18 protein-coding genes are annotated in these 20,994 nt (G+C 61.9%); 11 read left to right on the top strand and 7 right to left on the bottom strand.

The genetic code is table 11. The features are described 5' to 3' along the window. Positions 1-27 precede the first annotated feature (27 nt). Complete coding sequence (locus HKK57_RS02780; RefSeq protein WP_029292316.1) at positions 28-930, top strand: LysR substrate-binding domain-containing protein; 903 nt, start codon at positions 28-30, stop codon at positions 928-930. Positions 931-947: 17 nt separating this feature from the next. On the opposite strand, the gene HKK57_RS02775 is transcribed toward HKK57_RS02780, so the two are convergent. The 4 genes from HKK57_RS02775 to HKK57_RS02760 form a co-directional block, all read right to left on the bottom strand. Continuing rightward, positions 948-1,904 carry a LysR family transcriptional regulator gene (locus HKK57_RS02775; RefSeq protein ID WP_169389749.1) on the bottom strand — a complete coding sequence of 319 codons (957 nt, stop codon included), beginning with the start codon at positions 1,902-1,904 and terminating at the stop codon, positions 948-950. 137 nt (positions 1,905-2,041) lie between these two features. Then, on the bottom strand, positions 2,042-3,229 hold the full coding sequence (locus HKK57_RS02770) for a cyanate transporter (RefSeq protein WP_029292318.1): 1,188 nt from the start codon (positions 3,227-3,229) through the stop codon (positions 2,042-2,044). A gap of 851 nt (positions 3,230-4,080) precedes the next feature. Next, positions 4,081-4,695, bottom strand: a complete 615-nt coding sequence (locus tag HKK57_RS02765; protein ID WP_169389748.1) for an NAD(P)-dependent oxidoreductase — start codon at positions 4,693-4,695, stop codon at positions 4,081-4,083. A 34-nt stretch (positions 4,696-4,729) separates the two neighbouring features. Beyond that, entirely contained in the window at positions 4,730-5,596 is an 867-nt protein-coding gene (locus HKK57_RS02760; protein WP_029292320.1) for an MBL fold metallo-hydrolase, read from the bottom strand. A gap of 113 nt (positions 5,597-5,709) precedes the next feature. Between HKK57_RS02760 and HKK57_RS02755 the strand changes: the two genes are divergently transcribed. Together HKK57_RS02755 and HKK57_RS02750 are read left to right on the top strand one after the other, a co-directional pair. Beyond that, positions 5,710-6,615: a LysR family transcriptional regulator gene (locus tag HKK57_RS02755; protein WP_029292321.1), complete on the top strand. Its 906-nt coding sequence runs from the start codon at positions 5,710-5,712 to the stop codon at positions 6,613-6,615. A 99-nt stretch (positions 6,616-6,714) separates the two neighbouring features. After that, a complete protein-coding gene (locus HKK57_RS02750; RefSeq protein ID WP_169389747.1) occupies positions 6,715-6,888 on the top strand; it encodes a hypothetical protein in 174 nt (57 codons plus the stop codon). Here the strand turns inward: HKK57_RS02750 and HKK57_RS02745 are convergent. Further along, positions 6,862-7,776 carry a helix-turn-helix domain-containing protein gene (locus HKK57_RS02745; protein WP_070995095.1) on the bottom strand — a complete coding sequence of 305 codons (915 nt, stop codon included), beginning with the start codon at positions 7,774-7,776 and terminating at the stop codon, positions 6,862-6,864. The two genes, HKK57_RS02750 and HKK57_RS02745, sit on opposite strands and share 27 nt — an antisense overlap. Positions 7,777-7,955: 179 nt before the next feature. On the opposite strand from HKK57_RS02745, the gene pobA reads away from it, so the two are divergent. Together pobA and HKK57_RS02735 are read left to right on the top strand one after the other, a co-directional pair. Continuing rightward, positions 7,956-9,149 (top strand): 4-hydroxybenzoate 3-monooxygenase, encoded by a 1,194-nt coding sequence (pobA, locus tag HKK57_RS02740; protein WP_169389746.1) that lies wholly within the window; start codon positions 7,956-7,958, stop codon positions 9,147-9,149. A 53-nt stretch (positions 9,150-9,202) separates the two neighbouring features. Beyond that, positions 9,203-10,720 (top strand): MDR family MFS transporter, encoded by a 1,518-nt coding sequence (locus HKK57_RS02735; protein WP_029292324.1) that lies wholly within the window; start codon positions 9,203-9,205, stop codon positions 10,718-10,720. Between the two features lie 92 nt (positions 10,721-10,812). On the opposite strand, the gene HKK57_RS02730 is transcribed toward HKK57_RS02735, so the two are convergent. Beyond that, positions 10,813-11,655, bottom strand: a complete 843-nt coding sequence (locus HKK57_RS02730) for a cache domain-containing protein (protein ID WP_029292325.1) — start codon at positions 11,653-11,655, stop codon at positions 10,813-10,815. Between the two features lie 417 nt (positions 11,656-12,072). Between HKK57_RS02730 and HKK57_RS02725 the strand changes: the two genes are divergently transcribed. The 6 genes from HKK57_RS02725 to HKK57_RS02700 all read left to right on the top strand — a co-directional run bounded on the left by HKK57_RS02725 (position 12,073) and on the right by HKK57_RS02700 (position 20,328). Next, positions 12,073-13,446, top strand: coding sequence for a glutamine synthetase family protein (locus tag HKK57_RS02725; RefSeq protein WP_029292326.1), 1,374 nt, complete (start codon positions 12,073-12,075; stop codon positions 13,444-13,446). A gap of 90 nt (positions 13,447-13,536) precedes the next feature. Next, positions 13,537-14,193 (top strand): class I SAM-dependent methyltransferase, encoded by a 657-nt coding sequence (locus tag HKK57_RS02720; RefSeq protein ID WP_029292327.1) that lies wholly within the window; start codon positions 13,537-13,539, stop codon positions 14,191-14,193. Positions 14,194-14,315: 122 nt separating this feature from the next. Further along, complete coding sequence (gene rnd, locus HKK57_RS02715; protein ID WP_070995099.1) at positions 14,316-15,449, top strand: ribonuclease D; 1,134 nt, start codon at positions 14,316-14,318, stop codon at positions 15,447-15,449. Continuing rightward, a complete protein-coding gene (locus HKK57_RS02710) occupies positions 15,446-15,739 on the top strand; it encodes a YcgL domain-containing protein (RefSeq protein ID WP_029292329.1) in 294 nt (97 codons plus the stop codon). Before rnd ends, HKK57_RS02710 begins: the two co-directional genes overlap by 4 nt. Positions 15,740-15,852: 113 nt before the next feature. Then, positions 15,853-16,785, top strand: coding sequence for a D-2-hydroxyacid dehydrogenase (locus HKK57_RS02705; RefSeq protein WP_070995100.1), 933 nt, complete (start codon positions 15,853-15,855; stop codon positions 16,783-16,785). Between the two features lie 135 nt (positions 16,786-16,920). After that, positions 16,921-20,328 carry an OspG family effector kinase gene (locus tag HKK57_RS02700; protein ID WP_169389745.1) on the top strand — a complete coding sequence of 1,136 codons (3,408 nt, stop codon included), beginning with the start codon at positions 16,921-16,923 and terminating at the stop codon, positions 20,326-20,328. Between the two features lie 45 nt (positions 20,329-20,373). On the opposite strand, the gene HKK57_RS02695 is transcribed toward HKK57_RS02700, so the two are convergent. Next, positions 20,374-20,967: a nitroreductase family protein gene (locus HKK57_RS02695; protein WP_169389744.1), complete on the bottom strand. Its 594-nt coding sequence runs from the start codon at positions 20,965-20,967 to the stop codon at positions 20,374-20,376. Positions 20,968-20,994: the final 27 nt, after the last annotated feature.

Below are 20,994 nucleotides of genomic sequence, written 5' to 3'. Positions count from 1 at the left end.
GCTGTCTTGGGCTGTGGTGCGCGTGCCATGAATCGCAATGAATTACGCAAGGCCGATATCAATCTGATGGTGGTGTTTGAAACGCTGATGCTCGAGCGCAACGTGACACGCGCGGCAGAGAAGCTGTTTCTCGGCCAGCCGACGATCAGCGCCGCCCTCAACCGCCTGCGCACGTTGTTCAACGACCCGCTGTTTATCCGCGTCGGCCATCGCATGGAACCCACGGCGCGGGCCGAGGAACTTATCCTGCATCTGTCGCCGGCCCTGGATTCGCTGTCGGCGGCGTTGAGTCTTACCCATGATTTCGACCCGTCTGTCAGCACCATGACCTTTCGCATCGGCCTGTCCGATGACGTCGAGTTCGGCCTGTTGCCACCGCTGCTGCGTGCCCTGCGCACCGAAGCGCCGCAGGTGGTATTTGTGGTGCAGCATGTGGATTACTGGCGCATCCCGGATTTGCTGGCAGCGGGCGATATTACCGTGGGCATCACCCAGACCCGCGGCCTGCCGGCCAATGCCAAGCGCAAGTTGTTGCGCCATATCCGCCCCAGCGTGCTACGCGCCGATCCCTCGGACCAGCCGCTGACCCTCGATGAATATTGCTCACGGCCCCATGTGCTGGTGTCCCACACCGCCAATGTCGCGGGTTTTGCCGATGAGTGGCTGGCAGAGATCGGTCGCAAGCGGCACGTAGTGTTATCCGTGCCGCAATACAGCTCCTTGCCGGCGTTGTTGGCCGGCACCGATATGATCGCCAGCCTGCCGGACTATGCGGCCCAGGCCATGGCGGCGGCGGGCAACCTGTTTTGCGAGCCGTTCCCGTTCGATACGCCGACCCTGGACCTGTCTATGGTCTGGCTCAGCCACGTTGACAGCGACCCCGCCGAGCGCTGGATGCGCTCACGGCTGGAAGCCTTTATGAAGGGCTGAGAACGTTGGATTGCACGCTATGCATGGGCTTCTTTCAGCGCTTCCAGCTTGAGGCTTGCTGCGGCTCTGGCCACCTGTTCCCGAAACCACAGGTTGGCGCTTTCCTGCTCGCTGGCGTCGTTCCATTGCATATCCAGGGTAAACCCCGGCAGGCCGCTGGGTGCCTCGCAGTGGCCAAACTGCGGCTCCACGGCCAGCAACTGCTGCACACGTCGGGGCAGGGTGACGATGAAGTCGGTGCCGGCAATCATCTTCAGCGCCGCGCTGTAGCTGTTGGCGCGGGCGATGACCTGGCGCTTGTGGGCCTGGCGGGCCAGCCAGCCGTCGATCATGTTGGTGTCCGAGGTCCAGGGCGTGGGGAATACATGGCGCCGTGCCACAAAGGACTGCAGGCTGAACGCCGGCTCGCGCGGGGCGGCGCGTTTGTCGAAGACGCAGACCAGGTCGTCCTCCAGCAGCATCTCGGTCCTGAGGTCCTTGTGCTCGCGATGAAAGTGCGGGCCGAAGCAGATCACCAGGTCCAGGCGCCCGTCGCGCAGCGCTTCGATGGGAATCTCGGTTTCCAGCTTCTGCACGTTGACGATCACCGGCAGGTCGGCATGATCGAAGTCTTTCAACAATCTGGGCAGGATCAGTTGTTCGAAGTACTCGGGCGCACAAAGGTTGAAGGTGACGGTTTTTTGCTTGGGGTCGAACGTCTGCGCACCCGCATGGCAGAGGTTGATGCTTTCGAGGATTTTCTGCACATGGCCATACATGGTGCTGGCCTTGTAGGTCGGGCGCATGCCGGCACGGGTATTGATAAACAAGTCGTCCTCGAAGCTGGTGCGCAGCTTCTTCAGGCTGTAACTGACGGTGGACTGGCTGACAAACAGGGTTTCGGACACATCGGTGACGCTGCTTTGCTCATACACCGCGATGAACACCATCAGGTCCTGCATATCGAGCTTTCTAAGCAAGTTGCTGTTTAGCATTCGTTCCGTCCGTGAGTCTGTTGCGCGACCGCAGCGCAAACAAGACAAAATGTTAACGGAACGCTCGTACCAATAGAAAGGTCTGTCGGACCTTTCTATGTTCATTGTGGGACAGATACTGTTTGGAACACGACGCCCTAGCGGATATGCCGTGCATAGTGGCGTGGGTCGAAGCGCAGGACGATCAGTAACATCACCACCACCACGGCGGTGAGCGACCACCAGGCCCACTCGAAACTGCCCAGTTGGTCGCGGATCATCCCGGCAATCAGCGGCGATACGCCAGCAATCAGGTAGCCGATGCCCTGCACGAATGCCGTCAGGCCACCGGCGCGGCGTGGGTTGTCCAGATGGTCGAGCGACAGGATCAGGCTCATGGGGAACAGCCCGCCAATGCCCAGGCCCAGCAGGCACGGCCACAGTAATGTGAGGTGCTGCGGCGAGAGGATCAGGCCACAGAAGCCCGCGATGATCAGCACCAGCAACACGGCAACTACGCCGCGCTTGTCCTGCAGCCGGTTGGCGATGGCCGGGGTGATCAGCCCGGACACCACTTCCATGGCTGTCAGGAAGCCCAGTAGCAGCCCGGCGTTTTGTTCGCTCCAGCCCTGCTCGACGTAGTACGGCGCCAGCCATGCCAGTACGCAGGTGTAGGAAGCGGTACCGAGGCCGAAGAAAATCGCCAGCAACCACGCACGGCGATTACCGAAAAATGACTCCTGGGGGCCGGCGCCGGCTGGGGGCAGGGGTGGCAACGCTGCGCGCTGGGCGTACCAGAACAGCAGCGCCAATACCGCAAGCACCGCCCAGATTGCCAGGCCGATGCGCCAACTGCCGGTTTGCACCTGGATGAACGGCGAGAACGATGCCGCCAATGCTGCACCACCCATGATCGCGGTGACGTACAGGCCCATGAACAGCGAAACATTGTCACGAAAGTGCGACTTGATCAGCGCGGGCATCAACGCCTGGATCAACGCAATGCCCACGCCGGCGGCAATGGCGCTGAGGATCAATTCGGCCGCAGAGTCGAGAAACAACCGCGACAGCGTGGCCAGGCCAATCACCACCAGCGACAGCACGATACTGCGATGCTCACCCAACCGTTTGCCCAGGCCAATGCCAAAGAACATCGCCAAGCCCATTGCCATCACTGGCAGCATGGTCAACAACGAGGCGGTGCTGAAACTCAGGGGTACATCGGCGCGGATCGACGATAACAAAGGCCCGACCGCCGCCATGGACGGGCGCAGGTTCAGGGCCACCAGCACAACGCTGAGCATCAGCCAGAGGGCGGTGGTGGGTTTAGCGTGGACGTTTTCCATGGGCGGGCCTTGAGCGGACAAGGTCGCTATTAGGCGGCCACCCAGGGCGGGGGGCAAATGAGAAAGTCGCAGGGGCTATTGAAAAAACAGGCGCTGCTTTGTCGATTGCACACCTGACCTGTGGCGAGCGGGCTTGCCCCGCGTTGGGGCGCGTAGCGCCCCCAATCAGGTATTGCGCAGAGACTGGTTGTGGGGCTGCTGCGCAGCCCCGCGCGGGCATGAGTATCTACACAACTCTCTGATACTTCTGGGCTCTGGGTTTTGGGCTGATGTAGGGGGCATATCCATTGCTGCGGTAACGGCGGCCATGGGTTCCGCCCTTACGGCGGCTCACTTTTGAACAGCGCAAAAGTAAGCAAAACGCTCTTGCCCCACCACTCGGTGCCTCGCCTAGGCTCGGCATGCCCGCAGTCAGGCATTGCTCCGTGGGCCCGCCGCGATCGGCCATCCATGGCCGTGTCGCGGCTACCCCGGCATCCTGCCGGGGTGCCCACTGCGCAATACCTGCCTGCGGCCATCGTGGTTTAACGGGGCGCCTTAGATCAAAAGCCAGATCAAAAGCAGAGCAATAGCAACGCCAGAACGCGGAGCTGCATTCCCCTGTGGGAGCTGGCTTGCCTGCGATAGCGGTCGATCAGCCGATAAATATATTGACTGATCGACCGCTATCGCAGGCAAGCCAGCTCCCACAGGTATACGCGTAAGCCTCACCGATCAGGTCGGCTGTCAGGGCGGAACCCATAGCCGCCGTGACCGCAGCAACGGATATGTACACAACCCAAAGAACCATCAAAGAGTTGTGTAGATACTCATGCCGCGCGGGGCAAGCCCGCTCGCCACAGAGCGTGTGTTTAGTAGCCTACGGTGAAACGCTGGCGCGAATGCTTGGGTGTTTCCACTTCATCGATCAACGCAATGGCGAAGTCGGCAAAGCTGATCCAGCTACGGCCTTCGCTGCTCACCAGCAGGTCGTCCTGGCCCAGGCGGAACGTGCCGGTGCGCTCAGTCTCGACAAACTCTGCCGAGGGCGAAAGAAAGGTCCAGTCCAGCGTCTTTTCCTGGCGCAAGGTGTCGAGGAACACCGCACCCGCACTGGCCTCGGCCTTGTATTCGGCAGGGAAACCTTCGCTGTCGATGACCCGCCCGCCGCCCGGCAACAGCAGCGAACCCGCACCGCCCACTACCAGCAAACGTTTTACGCCGGCCTGTTTTACCGGGCCGAGCACCGCGGCCGCGGGCAGGGTGGCGAAGTGCGCGGCGCTGATCACCACGTCGCTGCCGCTGATGGCCTGTTGCAGAGCTGCCGCGTCCAGGGCGTCGACCTGTTTGACGGTCAGGCCGGGACGCGCCGCGATAGCGCCAGTGTTACGGGCAATGGCAGTGACCGTGTGGCCGCGACGCAGGGCTTCTTCCAGCAGTTGGCTACCGGCACGGCCGGTGGCACCAATGATTGCAATCTTGCTCATGACGTTCTCCAGGGTGGGTAAGGGTTGGATCAATTCACCACTTCATTTCGCCCTTGGCGACTTTGGCGCTCAGTTCCAGGGAGCTTTCATCGGCCAGGTGCGGGTAGCGTTTTTTCATCGCCGCGATCAGTGCGGTGGAGTCCTTGGCCTTGGCGGTCTCTACGTCGAACGCCTTGATGTAGTCGGCAGTGAAGGCGACAGATTTGGCCGAAGGTGTGCCCAGGTAGTGACCGGGTACCACGGTGACCGGTTTGAGTTTTTCGATACGTTGCAGGGTGCCCAGCCAATCGGCGTGGGATTTCGCGCCCTGGGTGTCGGCCATCCACAGGTGGATGTTTTGCGAGACCACCACGCCGCCGACCACGGCCTTGATCGATGGGATCCAGACAAAGCTGCGATCCGGCTGCGGGCCGTCCAGGCCGATCACTTCCAGTGCTTGCCCTTCAAGCGTCAGGCTATGGCCTTCGAGGACTTGGGGAATAATGGTTTTGGCCGGCTTGTCGTCGCCCATTTTCGGACCCCAGTATTCGATCTTTCCGGCAACGGTGGCCTTGATATGGTCGACCACGGGCTGCGGGGCGAGGATCTTGGCCTGGGGGAAGGCGCTGGCTAGGGTGTCGAGGCCGAAGTAGTAGTCTGGGTCGCCATGGCTGATATAGATGGTGGTCAGTTGTTTGCCGCTGGCGCGGATTTTCTGCACCAGTTGTTCGGCCTGGCCTTTGCCAAACTGCGCGTCCACCAGGATCGCGTCTTTCTCGCCGCTGACCAGCACCGAACTGACAGGGAAGATCGCCGATTCGCCCGGGTTGTAGACATCGAGGGTGAGGTCGGCGGCGACGGCGTGGGCGGCAAAGCCGAGAACGGTAGTGGCCAATACAAAGCGCTTGAGGGTGGTGAGCATGTTCAGGTCCAGGTCAGGGGTGCCTTGGCAGGCGATGGACAGAGCTTAGTTGCACTGAACGCAGCAAAAAATGCGATGCTGGAACATAGTTTGTTTCTGAAATCGGGCAAATCATGGATCGTCTTCAAGCAATGCGGGTGTTTGTCACCGTGGTCGACCTGGGCAGCCAATCTGCCGCCGCCGATCACCTGGACCTGTCGCGCCCTGTGGTGTCGCGTTATCTGGCGGAGCTGGAGGACTGGGTCGGCGCACGCTTGATGCACCGCACCACCCGCAAGCTCAGCCTGACCGCCGCCGGCAGCGAAACCCTGCCACGATGCCGGCAGATGCTGGAATTGTCCTGCGACATGCAGGCCGCCGTCAGCGAACCGGACGACGCCCCCCGTGGCCTGGTGCGCCTGAGTGTCAGCACCTCGTTTGGCCAGGCGCAGTTGGCCGAGGCGATGGCCGATTACGTCAAGCGTTACCCGTTGGTCAGCATTGACCTGCAGATGCTCGATCGCACGGTGAACCTGGTGGATGAGCGCATTGACCTGGCGATCCGCACCAGCAATGACCTGGATCCCAACCTGATCGCCCGTCAACTGACGGTATGCCGCTCGGTGATCTGCGCTTCGCCGGCGTATCTGCAGGAACACCCGCAACCCCAGCGGGTAGAGGAACTGGCGGGGCATAACTGCCTGACCCATTCTTACTTCGGCAAAAGCCTGTGGCATTTCGAGGAGGATGGCGAACCGGTGTCGGTGCCGGTGCACGGCAATATCAGCGCCAATGAGGCCAGCACCTTGCTACGGCTGACCCTGGCCGGCGCGGGGGTGGCGATGTTGCCGACCTATCAGGCCGGCGATTACATCCGCAGCGGGCAACTGATCCGCCTGCTGCCCCATGCCGAGCCCCGGCGGATGAACATGTACGCGGTCTACGCCTCGCGCAAGCACATGCCGCAGGCCTTGCGCAGCCTTCTGGATTTCCTGGTATTGCGCTTCCCGCCCGAGCCGCAATGGGATGCGGGGCTGTAGGGCCGATAAGGCGCCTGAATACCCGTCAATACTGGCAACTCGCCCTGGCTGACCTATGCTTAAGACAGCACCTTCTTGATCTGTCCGGAGGTCACCGCCATGACGATCAAAACCAGAAAGTACCTGATGATCTTTGCCCTGTGCGCCTTCGCCACAGCCCTGTACGGCACCGCCGCCTACCGCGCCGAACAGGCCCGCCAGCAACCGAGCATGGCCGCGAGTTGCAACCATGGGCAATGCACCTACTCAGCGACGTTGAGCGCTCTGCGCTGACACGCCATCGTTAGGCGCCGCGTTCAGCTGTTCGCGAAATGCCTTGGGTGAAAACCCCACGCGTCGTCGGAACAGGCGTGAAAAGTTGGTCGGATCTGAAAACCCCAAAACCTCAGACATTTCGTTGATGGTCATGCTGGTGTAGGTCAGCAGGCGCTTGGCCTCCAGCAACTGACGGTCATGCATGATCTGCAAGGCCGGCTGCCCGCCCAATTCGCGGCAGGTGCCGTTGAGGTGCGACACAGAGATCCCCAGCTTGTGCGCCAGGTCTTCGATTTTCGGGTGTTCGCGGTAGTGCTGCTCCACCAACTGGGTGAACCGCCGGAAGTATTCACGGCCCCGTGGGGCCCGTGGATGGCGGCGCTGGATGGCCTGGCGGCTGATCCACACCAATAGCACGCTGACCAGGGCGTGCATCATCATGTCCCGGGCCGGGAAGTCGTCGCTGTATTCGTTCTGCAACCGCGTAAACAGGCTATTGAGATAGTCACTGTCCTGGCCCGCCGGGTAGCTGCCCAGGGCGCTCAAGCCGTCCACCGCCGAACCCAATTGGCCTTGCAGGTGCGCCACCAGTGGCGCGGCCAGTGTCACCACAAATCCTTCGACATCCTCGGAAAACCGGAACCCATGCACACACAGCGGCGGCAGCACCTGCAGGGTCGACTGCGTCAGTGTCGTGCGCTGGCCCTCGATCTCCAGTTGCGCCTGGCCCTTGTACACGTAGAGCAATTGGCACAGGTCCGCATGCCGGTGGGGTTGGATCTCCCACTGGTACTCACGGCTGCGCCGGGAGATGGTTTCACAGTGCAGCAAGTCTGGCGTCGGCCACTGTTGGCTTTCCCCGTAGAGTTTGAACACTGGAATCGCGGGGCTGGCATTTTTGGTCATGTTTTTATCCGATACTCAGGACAGTGGTTCGGTAATCGCCCCGATTGGCGAAAAGCGCAGGCTTTGGCTCAGTTTTCACCTTCTTGTGGCGGTCACTCAAGGGAAAAATGCCAGTACCAAAACCACTGACAACGCTTTCACCGGTTACGTTCGGGGGAAGCAGGCGGGTCATAAAAATAATGAAAACGCTAAAAACCCAAATCGCCATCATCGGCGCCGGTCCTTCGGGGCTGCTGCTCAGCCAGTTGCTGCACAACGCCGGGATTGAAACCCTGATTCTTGAGCGGCAGACCCCGGACTATGTACTGGGGCGGATTCGCGCCGGGGTGCTGGAGCAGGGCATGGTCGAGCTGTTGCGCCAGGCGGGCGTCGGCCAGCGGATGGACGCCGAAGGCCTGGTGCATGAAGGCTTCGAGCTGGCTCTGAATGGGCGTTTGCAACACATCGACCTGAAATCCCTGACCGGCGGCAAGACCGTGATGATCTACGGCCAGACCGAAGTCACCCGCGACCTGATGGCCGCCCGCGAGCAGGCCGGCGCCATCACTTTCTATGAAGCACGCAACGTACAACCCCACGACCTCAAGGGCGAGCGGCCCTGGCTGACCTTCGAGCATCAAGGCCAGCAGGTACGCGTGGATTGTGACTACATCGCCGGTTGCGATGGCTTCCACGGCGTGGCGCGCCAGTCGATCCCCAGCGACGTGCTCAAGACCTTCGAGCGGGTTTACCCCTTCGGCTGGCTGGGCATTCTTGCCGACACCCCGCCGGTCCACGACGAATTGGTATACGCCAAGCACCCGCGCGGCTTTGCCCTGTGCAGCATGCGTTCGTCCAGCCGCAGCCGCTATTACCTGCAAGTGCCGGCCCAGGAGTCGATTGACGCGTGGTCCGACCAGCGCTTCTGGGATGAACTCAAGGCGCGCTTACCCACGGATCTGGCGGCGCAATTGGTCACCGGGCCGTCGATCGAAAAGAGCATCGCCCCGCTGCGCAGTTTCGTGGTGGAGCCCATGCAGTACGGGCGCCTGTTCCTGCTGGGAGACGCCGCCCACATCGTGCCGCCCACCGGGGCCAAGGGCCTGAACCTGGCGGCCAGTGATGTCAGCACCCTGTTTACGATCCTGTGCAAGGTGTACCGGGAAGGGCGCGTGGAGCTGCTGGAAAAATACTCACAGATCTGCCTGCGCCGTATCTGGAAGGCCGAGCGGTTTTCGTGGTGGATGACCTCGATGCTGCACCAGTTTCCCGAGGCGGATGGCTTCAGCCAACGCATCGCCCAGAGTGAGCTGGAGTACTTTGTCGAGTCTGAGGCCGGGCGTAAAACCATTGCAGAAAATTACGTCGGACTTCCCTACGAAGCTATCCAATAGCTGGCTATCGAGTAACATGACGGGCATTGCCGCGGGCCTCTTTTTCCGTGGCCTTGCCTGCAGGTTCTGCCGTGACTCAACCCACACCTTCTGTACGCAGTGTCCTCGCCGCGCTGATGTTGGCGATTTTCCTCGGCGCCCTGGACCAGACCATCGTGGCGGTGTCGATGCCGGCCATTTCCGCCCAGTTCAACGACGTCAACCTGCTGGCCTGGGTCATCTCCGGCTACATGGTGGCGATGACGGTGGCGGTGCCGATCTACGGCAAGCTCGGCGACCTGTACGGGCGCCGGCCCATGATGCTGATCGGCATGGGCCTGTTCACCGTCGCCTCGCTGTTTTGTGGCATGGCGCAAAGCATGGAACAACTGGTGCTGGCGCGTATCCTCCAGGGCATTGGTGCGGGCGGGATGATTTCCGTGAGCCAGGCGATCATCGGCGACATCATCCCACCCCGCGAGCGCGGGCGTTACCAGGGTTACTTCAGCAGCATGTACGCCGTCGCCAGCGTGGCCGGGCCGGTGCTGGGCGGCTATATGACCGAGTACCTGTCGTGGCGCTGGGTGTTTTTGATCAACCTGCCATTGGGCGCGGGCGCCTGGTGGGTGGCCCATCGCACCCTGGTGGGGCTGCCGGTGCCACAGCGCAAGCCGATCATCGATTACCTTGGCACGCTGCTGATGATCGTTGGCCTGACGGCGTTGTTGCTGGGCATCACCGAAATCGGCCAGGGCCATCATTGGCGCGATGATCAAGTGCTGGGCCTGCTGGCGTGTGCCCTGGTGGCGTTGACGCTGTTTGTCTGGCACGAGCGCCGGGCGCGGGAGCCGTTGTTGCCCATGCACTTGTTCGCCAACCGCAGCGCGGTGCTGTGCTGGTGCACGATTTTCTTCACCAGTTTCCAGGCCATCTCGCTGATCGTACTGATGCCCCTGCGCTACCAGAGCGTCACGGGCGCCGGCGCCGACAGCGCCGCCCTGCACCTGCTGCCGCTGGCGATGGGCTTGCCCATGGGCGCGTTCTTCGCCGGGCGCATGACCTCGGTGACGGGGCGCTACAAACCCATGATCCTGGCCGGGGCAGTGCTCACGCCGATTGCGATCCTCGGCATGGCCTTCAGCGCACCCCAGTCCCTGGTCTTGAGCAGCCTGTTCATGGTGCTCAGTGGCATTGCCTCAGGCATGCAGTTCCCGACATCCCTGGTGGGCACGCAAAACTCGGTGGCCCAACACGACATTGGCGTCGCCACCAGCACCACCAACCTGTTCCGCTCCCTGGGTGGCGCGGTCGGCGTGGCATGCATGTCGGCCTTGCTGCTGGCGTTGTTACAGGATTCGAGTATTGCCCATCTGGCCGGTGGCTCGATGATGGCTGAAGGCAGTTCCGGCAACGTCCTGCTCGATGGCCTCAATGCCGCGCCCGGCCCGGCGCAGGATGCCTTGCGTGGGGAGTTGCTGAGTACGTTCCGGCATTTATTGATGATCAGTGCGGCAGTGTCGCTGCTGGGGCTGGCGGCGGCGATTGCCATGCCCAACCACCTGTTGCGTGGGCGTGAGGACAAGGCGCGATAAACGCTTCGACCCAGGACGCTCAATTAAGCGCGAACCCCGCCCGTGGCGAGGGGACTACACCCTCGCCACGGGGATTCTTTAGCGCGGGCGCTTTATGGGCTGTAGTAACCCACCGCCACCAGGAAATGCCCACTTTTACGCAGGTAGGCATGCTTGTCTTCCACCTTGCCGGTCACCGGGTTTTTCCAGCGGTACTCATATTCGCCCTGACCCTGCTCCTTCATCAGTGCCAGGATCGGCTCACCCACGGGCTTGCCGTCCGGGTCCTTGACCTTGGCAAAGTCGGTGTTGATCAGGCGCAGGTTGGTGCCATGGGCCACGTAGCGCCCGGTATCCAGGTCGACCACGAACACATACAGGTCGTCCTGCAGGAAGCCACCTTGCAGCGCGTTGATTGCCTTCAAGGTGCCCGCTTCGTTTTTCTCCAGGTCCTTGACCGCCTTGTCCCGCAGGGCCTTGGCCTGTTCGGGCGTGGCGCGGGGCAGGTAATAGCCGACGGCGAGGATGCGCTGGCCGATGCGCTGGTAGAACACATGCTTGCGTTCAACCTTGCCATCGTTCCAGTTCTGCCAGCGGTATTCGGCCTGCTGGATGCCATTGCCTTCCGGGATTTTCAGCGCCTCCTTGAAGGACTGGCGCAGGTCCGGGCCGAGCACTTCGGACACGTCGCGCCCGATCAACGCCGATGACGGGCCGCCACTGGCCAGCAGCACGCCCTTGGTATCGACCACGAACACATAACGGTCCTTGTCGACAAACTCGCCCTGGCGACTGAAGGCGGCGAAGGCCTTGTCACCGTTGTCGTGGTAGTAGGCCAGAGCCTTCTCCAGCAGCGCCTTGGCGGCCTGGGCGTCCTGTTCCTGGGCGGTAGCGGCGTGGGCCTGGCTGGCACACAACAGCAACAGCAGCCAGGTGGCGCGGAGCATTCCCTTCATTGACCCGTCCCTCGTTCTTGTGAATGTCCCAACAGCGTAGACGGCTGTGAGCTATGCATGAATATTCAGCAAACGATGTAAGTCGCTTCTGAATGTTTAGTGAGGTCGCATCCAAACTCCATCAAGGGTGAATTTAACGACTTATTGCACCGTGTGACGCTGGTGGTCATCTCTTCACTGTGATCACTGCATGGACGGCTCCCCCGACGCTCACCCCGAGGCCTCGCCTGGCGCCATCGCGCCCTGCTGCCCGGTATGTCGGTTGGGTGCTGATGCACTGCCCTCTGAACTGGCCTTTTGGGCGCTGTGGCACTGCCGCCACGCCCGCCCGCCAGACACCACGCCCTTACGCTGATTGCCCCCATCCAGGGCGTGCCGTCGTGCGCGCCTGCCTGACGCAAACGTAAGAGAGCTGCCATGAGTACCGTCTTTGCCAACCTGCACGAAGCCCAGTCCTTTCTTGACCACAACCCCGATATCGAGATGTTCGAACTGTTCATCCTCGACAGCAACGGCGTGCCCCGGGGCAAGTTGCTGCACCGTGATGAACTGCTGGCGGTCTATGCAAGCGGTCGGCCGCTGCCCAGCACCATCCTGGGCCTGACCCTCAATGGCGATGACGTAGAAAACTCCGGTCTGGTGTGGGAGGTGGGCGATATCGATTGCCGTGCCTACCCGATCAGCGGCAGTTTGCAACGCATGCCGTGGCGCTTGATTCCCACGGCTGCGGTACAAGTCAGCATGCACCCCGAGGAAGGCCTGCCGGCGACGGTTGCCGATCCCCGGCACTTGCTGGCCAAGGTCATCGATGGGCTCAAGGCCGACGGTTATTACCCGGTGATGGCGGCGGAACTGGAGTTCTACCTGCTCGACCAGAAACCCGACAGCAATGGCCGCCCGCAACCGGCGCGGGATGTGGATGGCGCTCGCCCGCGCTCGACCCAGGTCTATGGCCTGCGCGAACTGGAGCAGATCGAGCCGTTTCTGGCCGACCTGTACAGTGCCTGCAAACTGCAAGGCATCCCCGCGCGCACGGCAATTTCCGAATACGCCCCAGGCCAGGTGGAGATCACCCTCGAGCATCGCAGCGATGCGTTGCAGGCGATGGACGAGGCGGTGCGTTACAAGCGCCTGGTCAAGGGCGTGGCCCACAAACACGGGATGACTGCCTGTTTCATGGCCAAGCCGTTCGACGACCTGGCTGGCACAGGCATGCACATGCATGTCAGCCTGGCGGATGCCGACGGCAACAACCTGTTTGCCAGCGAGGCGCCCGACGGCACGCCATTGTTGCGCCAGGCGGTCGGCGGGATGCTCAGTACCTTGCTCGATTGCTTGCTGCTGTTTTGTCCCAACGCCAACTCCTACCGCCGCTTCCAGAGCAACAGCTACGCGCCGCTGGCCGCCACCTGGGGCGTCGACAACCGCACGGTGAGCCTGCGTGTGCCAGGCGGGCCGGCGTATTCGCGGCATATCGAACACCGCATCTGCGGCGCCGATGCCAACCCTTACCTGGCCGCGGCAGCCATTCTCGCGGGGATTCACCGAGGCATTCGCGAGCAGCGCGATCCGGGCGCGCCGGTGACGGGCAATGGTTATGCCCAGGCCAAGGAGTTGCTGCCCACCGATTGGCTGACCACCTTGCGCGCATTGGAAGGTTCGGCCTGGGCGCGTGAGGCGTTCGGCCAGGAGTTCCTCGGTGTGTACCTGGCGGTCAAGCGGGCCGAGTATCGGCAGTTCATGGGCGAAGTGGGTGAGCAGGACTGGCGTTGGTACTTGCACCAGGCGTGACGATGGCCTTTCGACCTTTTTTTCACGCAGGGGTGGCTAAGCTCAAGTTCCAGTGTCCGTAGAGACCGGTTCATCTACATGAGTCCCGTGATGTCACCACCCCCCCTATCGTCCATCGAGGCTGAATTCGCCGCGCGCTGTGATCGTGACCACGCTCGGGTCTGTGGTGACACGCGACCGCCTGGTTTGCTGCGGCGCTTGTGGTTATGGCGCGATGAGCGCCTGGTGCGCCAGGCCCTGAAGGTGGCGGGGGAGCCCGGCCTGGTGCTGGACCTGGCCTGCGGGGCGGGGCGTTTCTGGCCGGTGCTGGCTGAACACAGCAACCGCGTGATTCTGGCCTCGGACGCCTCCCAAGTCATGCTCGATCATGCACAGAGCCACCATGGCGCGGCATTTCTGCGGCGGATCAAGACGTTCCAGGGCTCGGCCTTTTCCATCGGCCTGTCGGCCAACGCGGTGGACTGCATTTTTTGCCTGGAATTGTTTCGCCACGTCCCCACGGCTGACGCGCGGCTGGCGTTGTTGCGCGAGTTTCACCGGGTCAGCCGCGACACGGTGATTGTCTCGGTAGACAGCGACAGCCGCCATCGTCAACGCCACCCGGCAGGCGCGGGGCAACCTTTGCTGGCCCATCGCAGCGAGGTGGAAGCAGAGTTCCGCCAGGCGGGCTTCACGGTGCTGAACCAGCAAGAGTTCATGCCCGGCTCGGCCTTGTGGCGGGTTTATGTGCTGCGTAAAAGAGGATAAGCCGTACACGTCGGACTATTCTTCGTCTCCTGTCAGAGTTTTCATGATGGCTGGCACACTGCGGGTGCTCGAAAGACCCTCAGGCGATATATACTGCGCGCCATTCTTCAAGGGAGAGCCGTGTGGCCATCGATATTCACTGGATCTGCGACAACGATAGCCTCGGCCAGCATTGCGCCGAATGGCAGCAGTTGCCATTCGTCGCCCTCGACACCGAATTCATGCGGGTCGACACCTTCTATCCCATCGCCGGGTTGATCCAGATCGGGGATGGTGTACGCGCTTATCTGATCGATCCCCTGACCATCGATAACTGGCAGCCCTTGGCCGCGCTGCTGGAAAATCCAGCGGTGATCAAGGTGGTGCACGCCTGCAGCGAAGACCTGGAAGTATTGCTGCGCCTGACCGGCAGCCTGCCGGTGCCATTGTTCGACACGCAATTGGCGGCGGCCTACCTGAACCTCGGCTTCTCCATGGGCTACTCGCGCCTGGTGCAAGCGGTGCTGGATATCGAGTTGCCCAAGGGCGAGACGCGTTCGGACTGGCTGCAGCGGCCACTGTCCGAGACCCAGGTCAGTTACGCCGCCGAAGACGCGGTGCATCTGGCGCAGGTCTATACGCTCCTGCGTCCGCGGTTGTCCGACGATAAGTACGCCTGGGTCCTGGAAGATGGCGCCGAACTGGTGGCCAACCTGCGCCGGGAAATCGACCCCTACGAGGTCTACCGCGACGCCAAGCTGGCTTGGAAACTGTCCCGGGCCCAGCTCGCCGTGTTGCGCGAACTGTGCGCCTGGCGCGAGCAGCAGGCCCGTGCCCGCGACCTGCCACGCAACCGCATCATCCGCGAACACTCACTATGGCCCCTGGCCAAGTCGCAGCCGGATAACCTCGCTGCCCTGGGCAAAATCGAAGACATGCACCCGCGTACCGTGCGCCAGGACGGCGAGTTCCTGCTGGGCCTGATCAAGCGTGCCGCCAGTGTGCCGATGGACCAATGGCCACCGGCCGTACCCGAGCCGTTGCCGGTGGATGCCGCGGTGCTGATCAAGCAACTGCGCGCCCTGGGCCAGACCTTCGCCGAACGCCTGGACATGGCCCCGGAACTGATGCTGCGCAAGAAAACCCTTGAGGCGCTGGTCAAGAGCGGCTACCCCGATGGGCCTTACCAATTGCCTGACTCGCTGCGTGGCTGGCGCCGCGAGTTGATGGGCCAGGCGCTGCTGGACAGCCTGGCCACTGCCGGAGAACAGCCTTGAAACATATTTGCTCCATCTACCGCAGCCCGAAACGCGCCGGCATGTACCTCTACGTGCTCAAGAGCGATGCCCTCGAGCGCGTGCCCGAAGGCCTGCTGACGGTGTTCGGCAAGCCGGTACACGCGTTCAACCTGGTACTGACGCCGGAACGCAAGTTGCAGCAGGAGGATATCGTGGCGGTCCTGGCCAACCTCGAAAAGCAGGGCTACCACCTGCAGATGCCGCCGCCGGATGACGAGTACATCGAACACCTGCCCGAAGAGTTGCTGCGCCGTAACGACCCGATGTGATCGACCAGTGTCCCGTTCGGGACACGTTTGAATCGAATGACCTGGCGAGCCCCGAGCCCTGCAGTCAGTTTGCTGGCGGTGGTCGCCTGCACTGTTTTTGAAAGGTTTGAACCATGCGCGTTCTGATAGCAGAACAGGACCACCCGCTGTACGCCCGATTGCTGCGCGAAGCGGCGCCGGATATTGAAGTCCTGACCAGTGGCGACTCGGCCCAATTGTCGAGCCTGGCTGCCGATTGCCCGGTGTGGCTGGGCCAGCCAGACCTGCTGGCAACCCTGCTGCGCCAGGGCCATCACCCGCAGTGGCTGCAATCGACCTGGGCCGGCATCACGCCGCTGCTGGCCGATGGCCTGCCTCGGGATTATCGGCTGACCCGTGCCGTCGGCATTTTTGGCCAGGTGATGGCCGAGTACGTGCTCACCTATATGCTCGGTCACGAGCGTGAAGTGCTGGCGCGCCTGGTGAGCCAGGTCGAGCGCAAGTGGGACAACCGCATGGGCCAGAGCCTGGCGGGGCGCAAGGTGCTGATCGTCGGCACCGGCGATATCGGCCAGAGCGTGGCGCAGTTCCTGCTGCCCTTTGGCGTGGAGTTGTACGGCATCGCCAGCGAAGCCCGGGAGCAGGCACCGTTTATCGAGGTGGTCGGGCCGGATCAACTGGGCCGCCTGGTGGGCGAGGTGGACTATGTGGTCAACCTGCTGCCCAACACGCCCAACACCCACGACCTGTACGACGCAGCGCTGTTCAAGCAGTTCAAGCCGACCGGGTTGTTTATCAACGTCGGGCGTGGCGTGGCGGTGGTGGATGCCGACCTGGTCGAGGCCTTGAAGGAAGGTCACCTGGCCGGTGCGGTGATCGACGTTTGCCGCCAGGAGCCACTGCCCCAGCGCCATCCGTTCTGGACCGCCTGGGGTTTGCTGCTGACGGGCCACAGCTCCGCGCCGACCTGCCCGCGCAGGATGGTGGCGCTGTTTGTGGAAAACCTGCGGGCGTACCAGGCCAAGGATTCGCTGCGGGGCGAGGTGAGTTTCGAGCGGGGATATTGAAAAACCCCACACAGTGCGTGGCACCCATCTGATTTTATCGCTGGCGGCAAAAGTGGGAGGCTCTCTGACCTTAAGAAGGGAGGCCTCTCCATGCTCGTTTTGCGCGTTGTTCCCCCGCCACTATCCCCGCTTCTCATGCCTGCGGCTGATCGCGCCGTTGACGCTTCCCGCCCGCTGCAGCCGCAACCTGATCCGATCACTGTTGATGCAGGCGCCCAGGTCATCCCGGCCCGAACCAAGCAGCCGGCGGGTCTGCGGGCCGCGCTGGCAGACCAGGCAAACCTCAAGCTCCTGGCGCGCAAGCTCCACGAGGTCGCGACCCGATTGGGCGTAGACGCTGCGCCTCAGGCAGTGCTGGCGGCGCTGGAGAGTACGCCGATGGGCATCGACCCCGAGTCGTCCCATGCGCTGCAGACCGGTCGCAGCATCACCTTGGCAGCCTTTATCAAGCATCTGGGTTTATTCCTGCCCTCCAGTCATTTTCATCTCACCAGCCTGGCCCAGGCGCTGGATGAAAAAGCCCTGGAGCACCCTCTTGGCGATTTTGGCGGTGGGTTGTCCTGGCCGGTGCCCATGAGCCCAACCGAGCAGCACAAACTTGGCGTGTTGACCCAGAGTTATCTGGGTGAGCAGCCACAAGGCAGGCAAGGCAAGGGGGTGTTGGGTTTCCTGCACGCTGGCCAGCCAGTCGCCGCGCCTGTGCTGGGCAACCCCGCCAAGGCTCTGGAGTCGCTGGTCAGTTCCAGCGAGGGGCAGCGGCTGGGGAAGTACCTGCAGCAACAAATGGGCGGGATAGCCACTGATCGCAGTGCCGGCGACTATTTGCTGGCCGCCATGGCTGTACAGATGGAGCCCGAGTCCATCGGCGCTCCCCAGCGCAACAAGGTGGCGGGTTTCGACCTGGCCAGCGAGAAGCACTGGGGCCAACCCGCTTCAACGGTGGTAGCGGGGTTGAGCGAGCACCTGAGCGCTGGAGGCAAGACCAGCCCGGAAATGGCCGGGGTGGGCGCCTATCTGTTGCTGGCCAAAGCGGCTCCCGAATTTCTTATCAAAGACATCCCCGCCAGCGTGACCTATGGCAGTTCGGCCTGGGCCAGCCTGGCGATTGCGGCGGCGACCATCGAGGCCCAGTCGCCGGGCAAAGTACCGAACATGACCTTTGTGCAGGTCATGCAGCAGGCCGAGCGCGCAAGCCTGGCTGATCCGGATATCACCCAGCGTGCACAGCAGGCTGCGCTGGTGGACTGGGGGGTGGTCAATGGCCTGCTGGTGCGCAAGGCGGACGAACGCTACACCGACCAAGAACTGGACACCCTCCAGAACACCTTCAATACCCGCCAGCAGCAAATGATCAGTGCCAGCCGGTCATTGGACCAGGCCCTCCCTGGTCGAAAGGCACTGGCGCTGGCTGAGCTCAAGCAACGGTTTGGCGATCTCGGTGGGCTTTTTGAAGAAAGGTTGATCAGCACCACAAGTTCCCCGCGAGGAGCGCCGGGAACGCCGGCCACCCGATTGGTCGGCCTCCATTCGTTGCTGGATATCGCCATGATGGACCTGCCTTCTCCAGCCTTGTTCTATTCGGCGGACAGCCGCATCCCCCTGGCCGAGTTGAATGCCAACTACCGGTTTGGCACAACCGAGTCGTTCAACCAGCAGTTCAATGATGTCATCCAGAGTAAAAAGGCGGCGGTCACCACAGCCGTCAAACACTTGATCGCGCAGCTTCCCCTGGAGGACCGAAAGAACTTTGAATATGGAAAGATCGCCTTCTATCAACGTTCATCCCATACGCTCGGGCTGGGGTTCTCCGATAAAACCCATCATCCCAAGGGGGTGGAGCTGCTGGTAAAAACCGAACGCGAGGGAAAGACCGCGGCGTACGAAATAAACTTTGCCCAAGGCACTATTCGATCAACTGAGCCCTGGCAAGCCGAGGAGCGTCGTTCCAGAAATGCCAACCTGGTCTACGAGACCAAGGCGTTCACACCTGCCGCCAGCCAAGCCCAGCAACAAGAACAAACAACACCCGTGGGTAACCCGTTACTTGATAGTTTTGCGACGGCACGCACTCAATACATTGCGCAGGCATTTGTCGAACACCTTGATCTTGATGATCCCGCGATAAAGGAACACGCGAGAGGGCACACCACGCTGGACGCACAGCGGGGCAGGGCCAAGGTTGTTGAAACGTTTTTATTGAACCTGGTTCCGCTGCGTTCGGCGATTGTCAATTTCCAACAGGGCAACTATGGCGAGGGCGCCTTTGACCTGGCGCTGGATATCTTTGGCTTCCTGACTGCCGGCGCGGGCGTCGCTGGAAAGCTTGGCAAGTTAGGCAGCGCAGCCATATCCGGGACGGCCAAGGCCTTGCAGGGAGCGAAGATCATTGGTGCGGCCACGATTGGCGCCTTGAACCCGCTTGGCGGGTTGGGTGACTTGAGCGTCGGCGGTGCCAGGCTGGTCGGCAAAGGGCTCGCCAAGGGTGTCGGCGGGGTCAATAGGCTCAGGGGCACTTCCGGCAGCTATGACCTGTTGAAGGCTGTCAGCAACGACTATGGCGTAGCCGCCACCGGCAGGTTCAAGGTGGCAGGGCGCAGTGTCGAAGCAGGGGCCGTCCTGCATAACGGCAAATGGTATGCCTTTGATGCCGACAGGCTACGTGCCTATGGTGGGCCTCTGCAGGACTTTGTGGCCCAGACCAGGGCCGTGGACGGCACGCTTGCCATGGGACGTGTCGCGCCGGGCAGCGACTTGGGCAACAGGATGCTCGTCGAGTACAGCGTTGCGCCCTCGAAAATAGCCGGGCTGTCGCGTAACAGCCAGGGGGTCTATGTTGCGGCTGACGGCCACTTGTCCCATATCCGCCATACCGACAGTGCCGGTGAGACGGCTGTGTATGAGGTTAGGCAAGTCACCCGTACCGAAGAGGGCGTGGTGCAGGCACGGATCTATCACCGTAGCCGGCAGACGCCGCTATTGGTCCAGCATGTACAAGGTGATCAATGGCAGCGCCTGAATCTGTTGGGCGCTGCTCCGATGCCGGTGGCAGCCGATCTGGGCGCTGTGATCGGGCAAGGTGGCGAGGGCATTATCTACGCGAGCCTTGATGGCAAAAGTGTCTACAAGGATCTGGGGCCTACATCAATCAAGCCATCGGATAAGTACATCAATACGGAAGTGGTCTCGCTGAATAAATATTACGGCGAGGGTTTTGCCAGGGTAATCATCGAGGATGGGCGTAAATATATAAAAATGGGGCGGATCGAAGGTGTGGATCTGAGCAAGTTCGAGCGCAATGGCCTGCCACCCGAGGCGCGTTCATTGCTGGATGATGTATTGGCGCAAATGGAAGCCAAGGATATCTATCACAGTGACCTGCAATTAAAGAACTTTATGTACTCTGCCAAAGACCAGAAAGTTTACCCGGTGGATATGGATTCCCAGGGTTTGGAGTTTATGGTGCCGGTGGTCATGGACTCATATAACAGGCATAAAGAGGCGCTGCGCGTGGCCTATAGTGGCCTTGTCGCTAAACCTTCTTGATGGGGGGCTGGACACCCCGCCGTTTGTCAGCGGCGGGGGACAGGCTTAAAGGTTGAAGTCCCCGGCAGCCACCAACTCGCTCAATGGCCGGCGCGGGCTTGGAGCTTCACGGGCTTGGAGGTATTGCGCCAGGGTCGACTTGTCTCCCAGCTTGCCCACGGCGACCGCCGCATGCAGCGCATACCCCTCGGGGATTTTCAGTTCCTTGCGGGTCAGTTCCTGATCGAAACCGGCCATGCCATGGGTGTGCCAGCCGCTGATGCTGGCTTGCAGCGCCAGGTGGCCCCAGGCCGAGCCGGTATCAAAGGTGTGCCACAGGGCAGGGGTTTCTTCGCTGGCGCCCGGCACCGCAAAATCGGTTTTCGAGACCACGATCACCAGCACCGAGGCATGTTGCGCCCAGCCACGGTTGAATTCGTTCAGCAGGCCAAGGAAGCGCTGCCAGTCCGGCGTATCGCGACGGGCATAGAGAAAGCGCCAAGGCTGCGAGTTGTAGGCCGAAGGCGCCCAGCGCGCGGCCTCGAAGAAGCTCAGCAAGGTTTCCTCCGGGATGCTTTCCCCGGTAAACGCACGCGGCGACCAACGTTCGGTGAACTGCGGGTGGATCGGATAATCGGCAACGCGTGCTTCAGTGCTCATAAGCGCATCCTGATGGAAAAACCGGCC

This window comes from Pseudomonas sp. ADAK21 (assembly GCF_012935735.1).
Classification (GTDB): domain Bacteria; phylum Pseudomonadota; class Gammaproteobacteria; order Pseudomonadales; family Pseudomonadaceae; genus Aquipseudomonas; species Aquipseudomonas proteolytica.
Note: the sequence above shows the minus strand (reverse complement) of the source record. Positions and strands in the feature narration are given on the sequence as shown.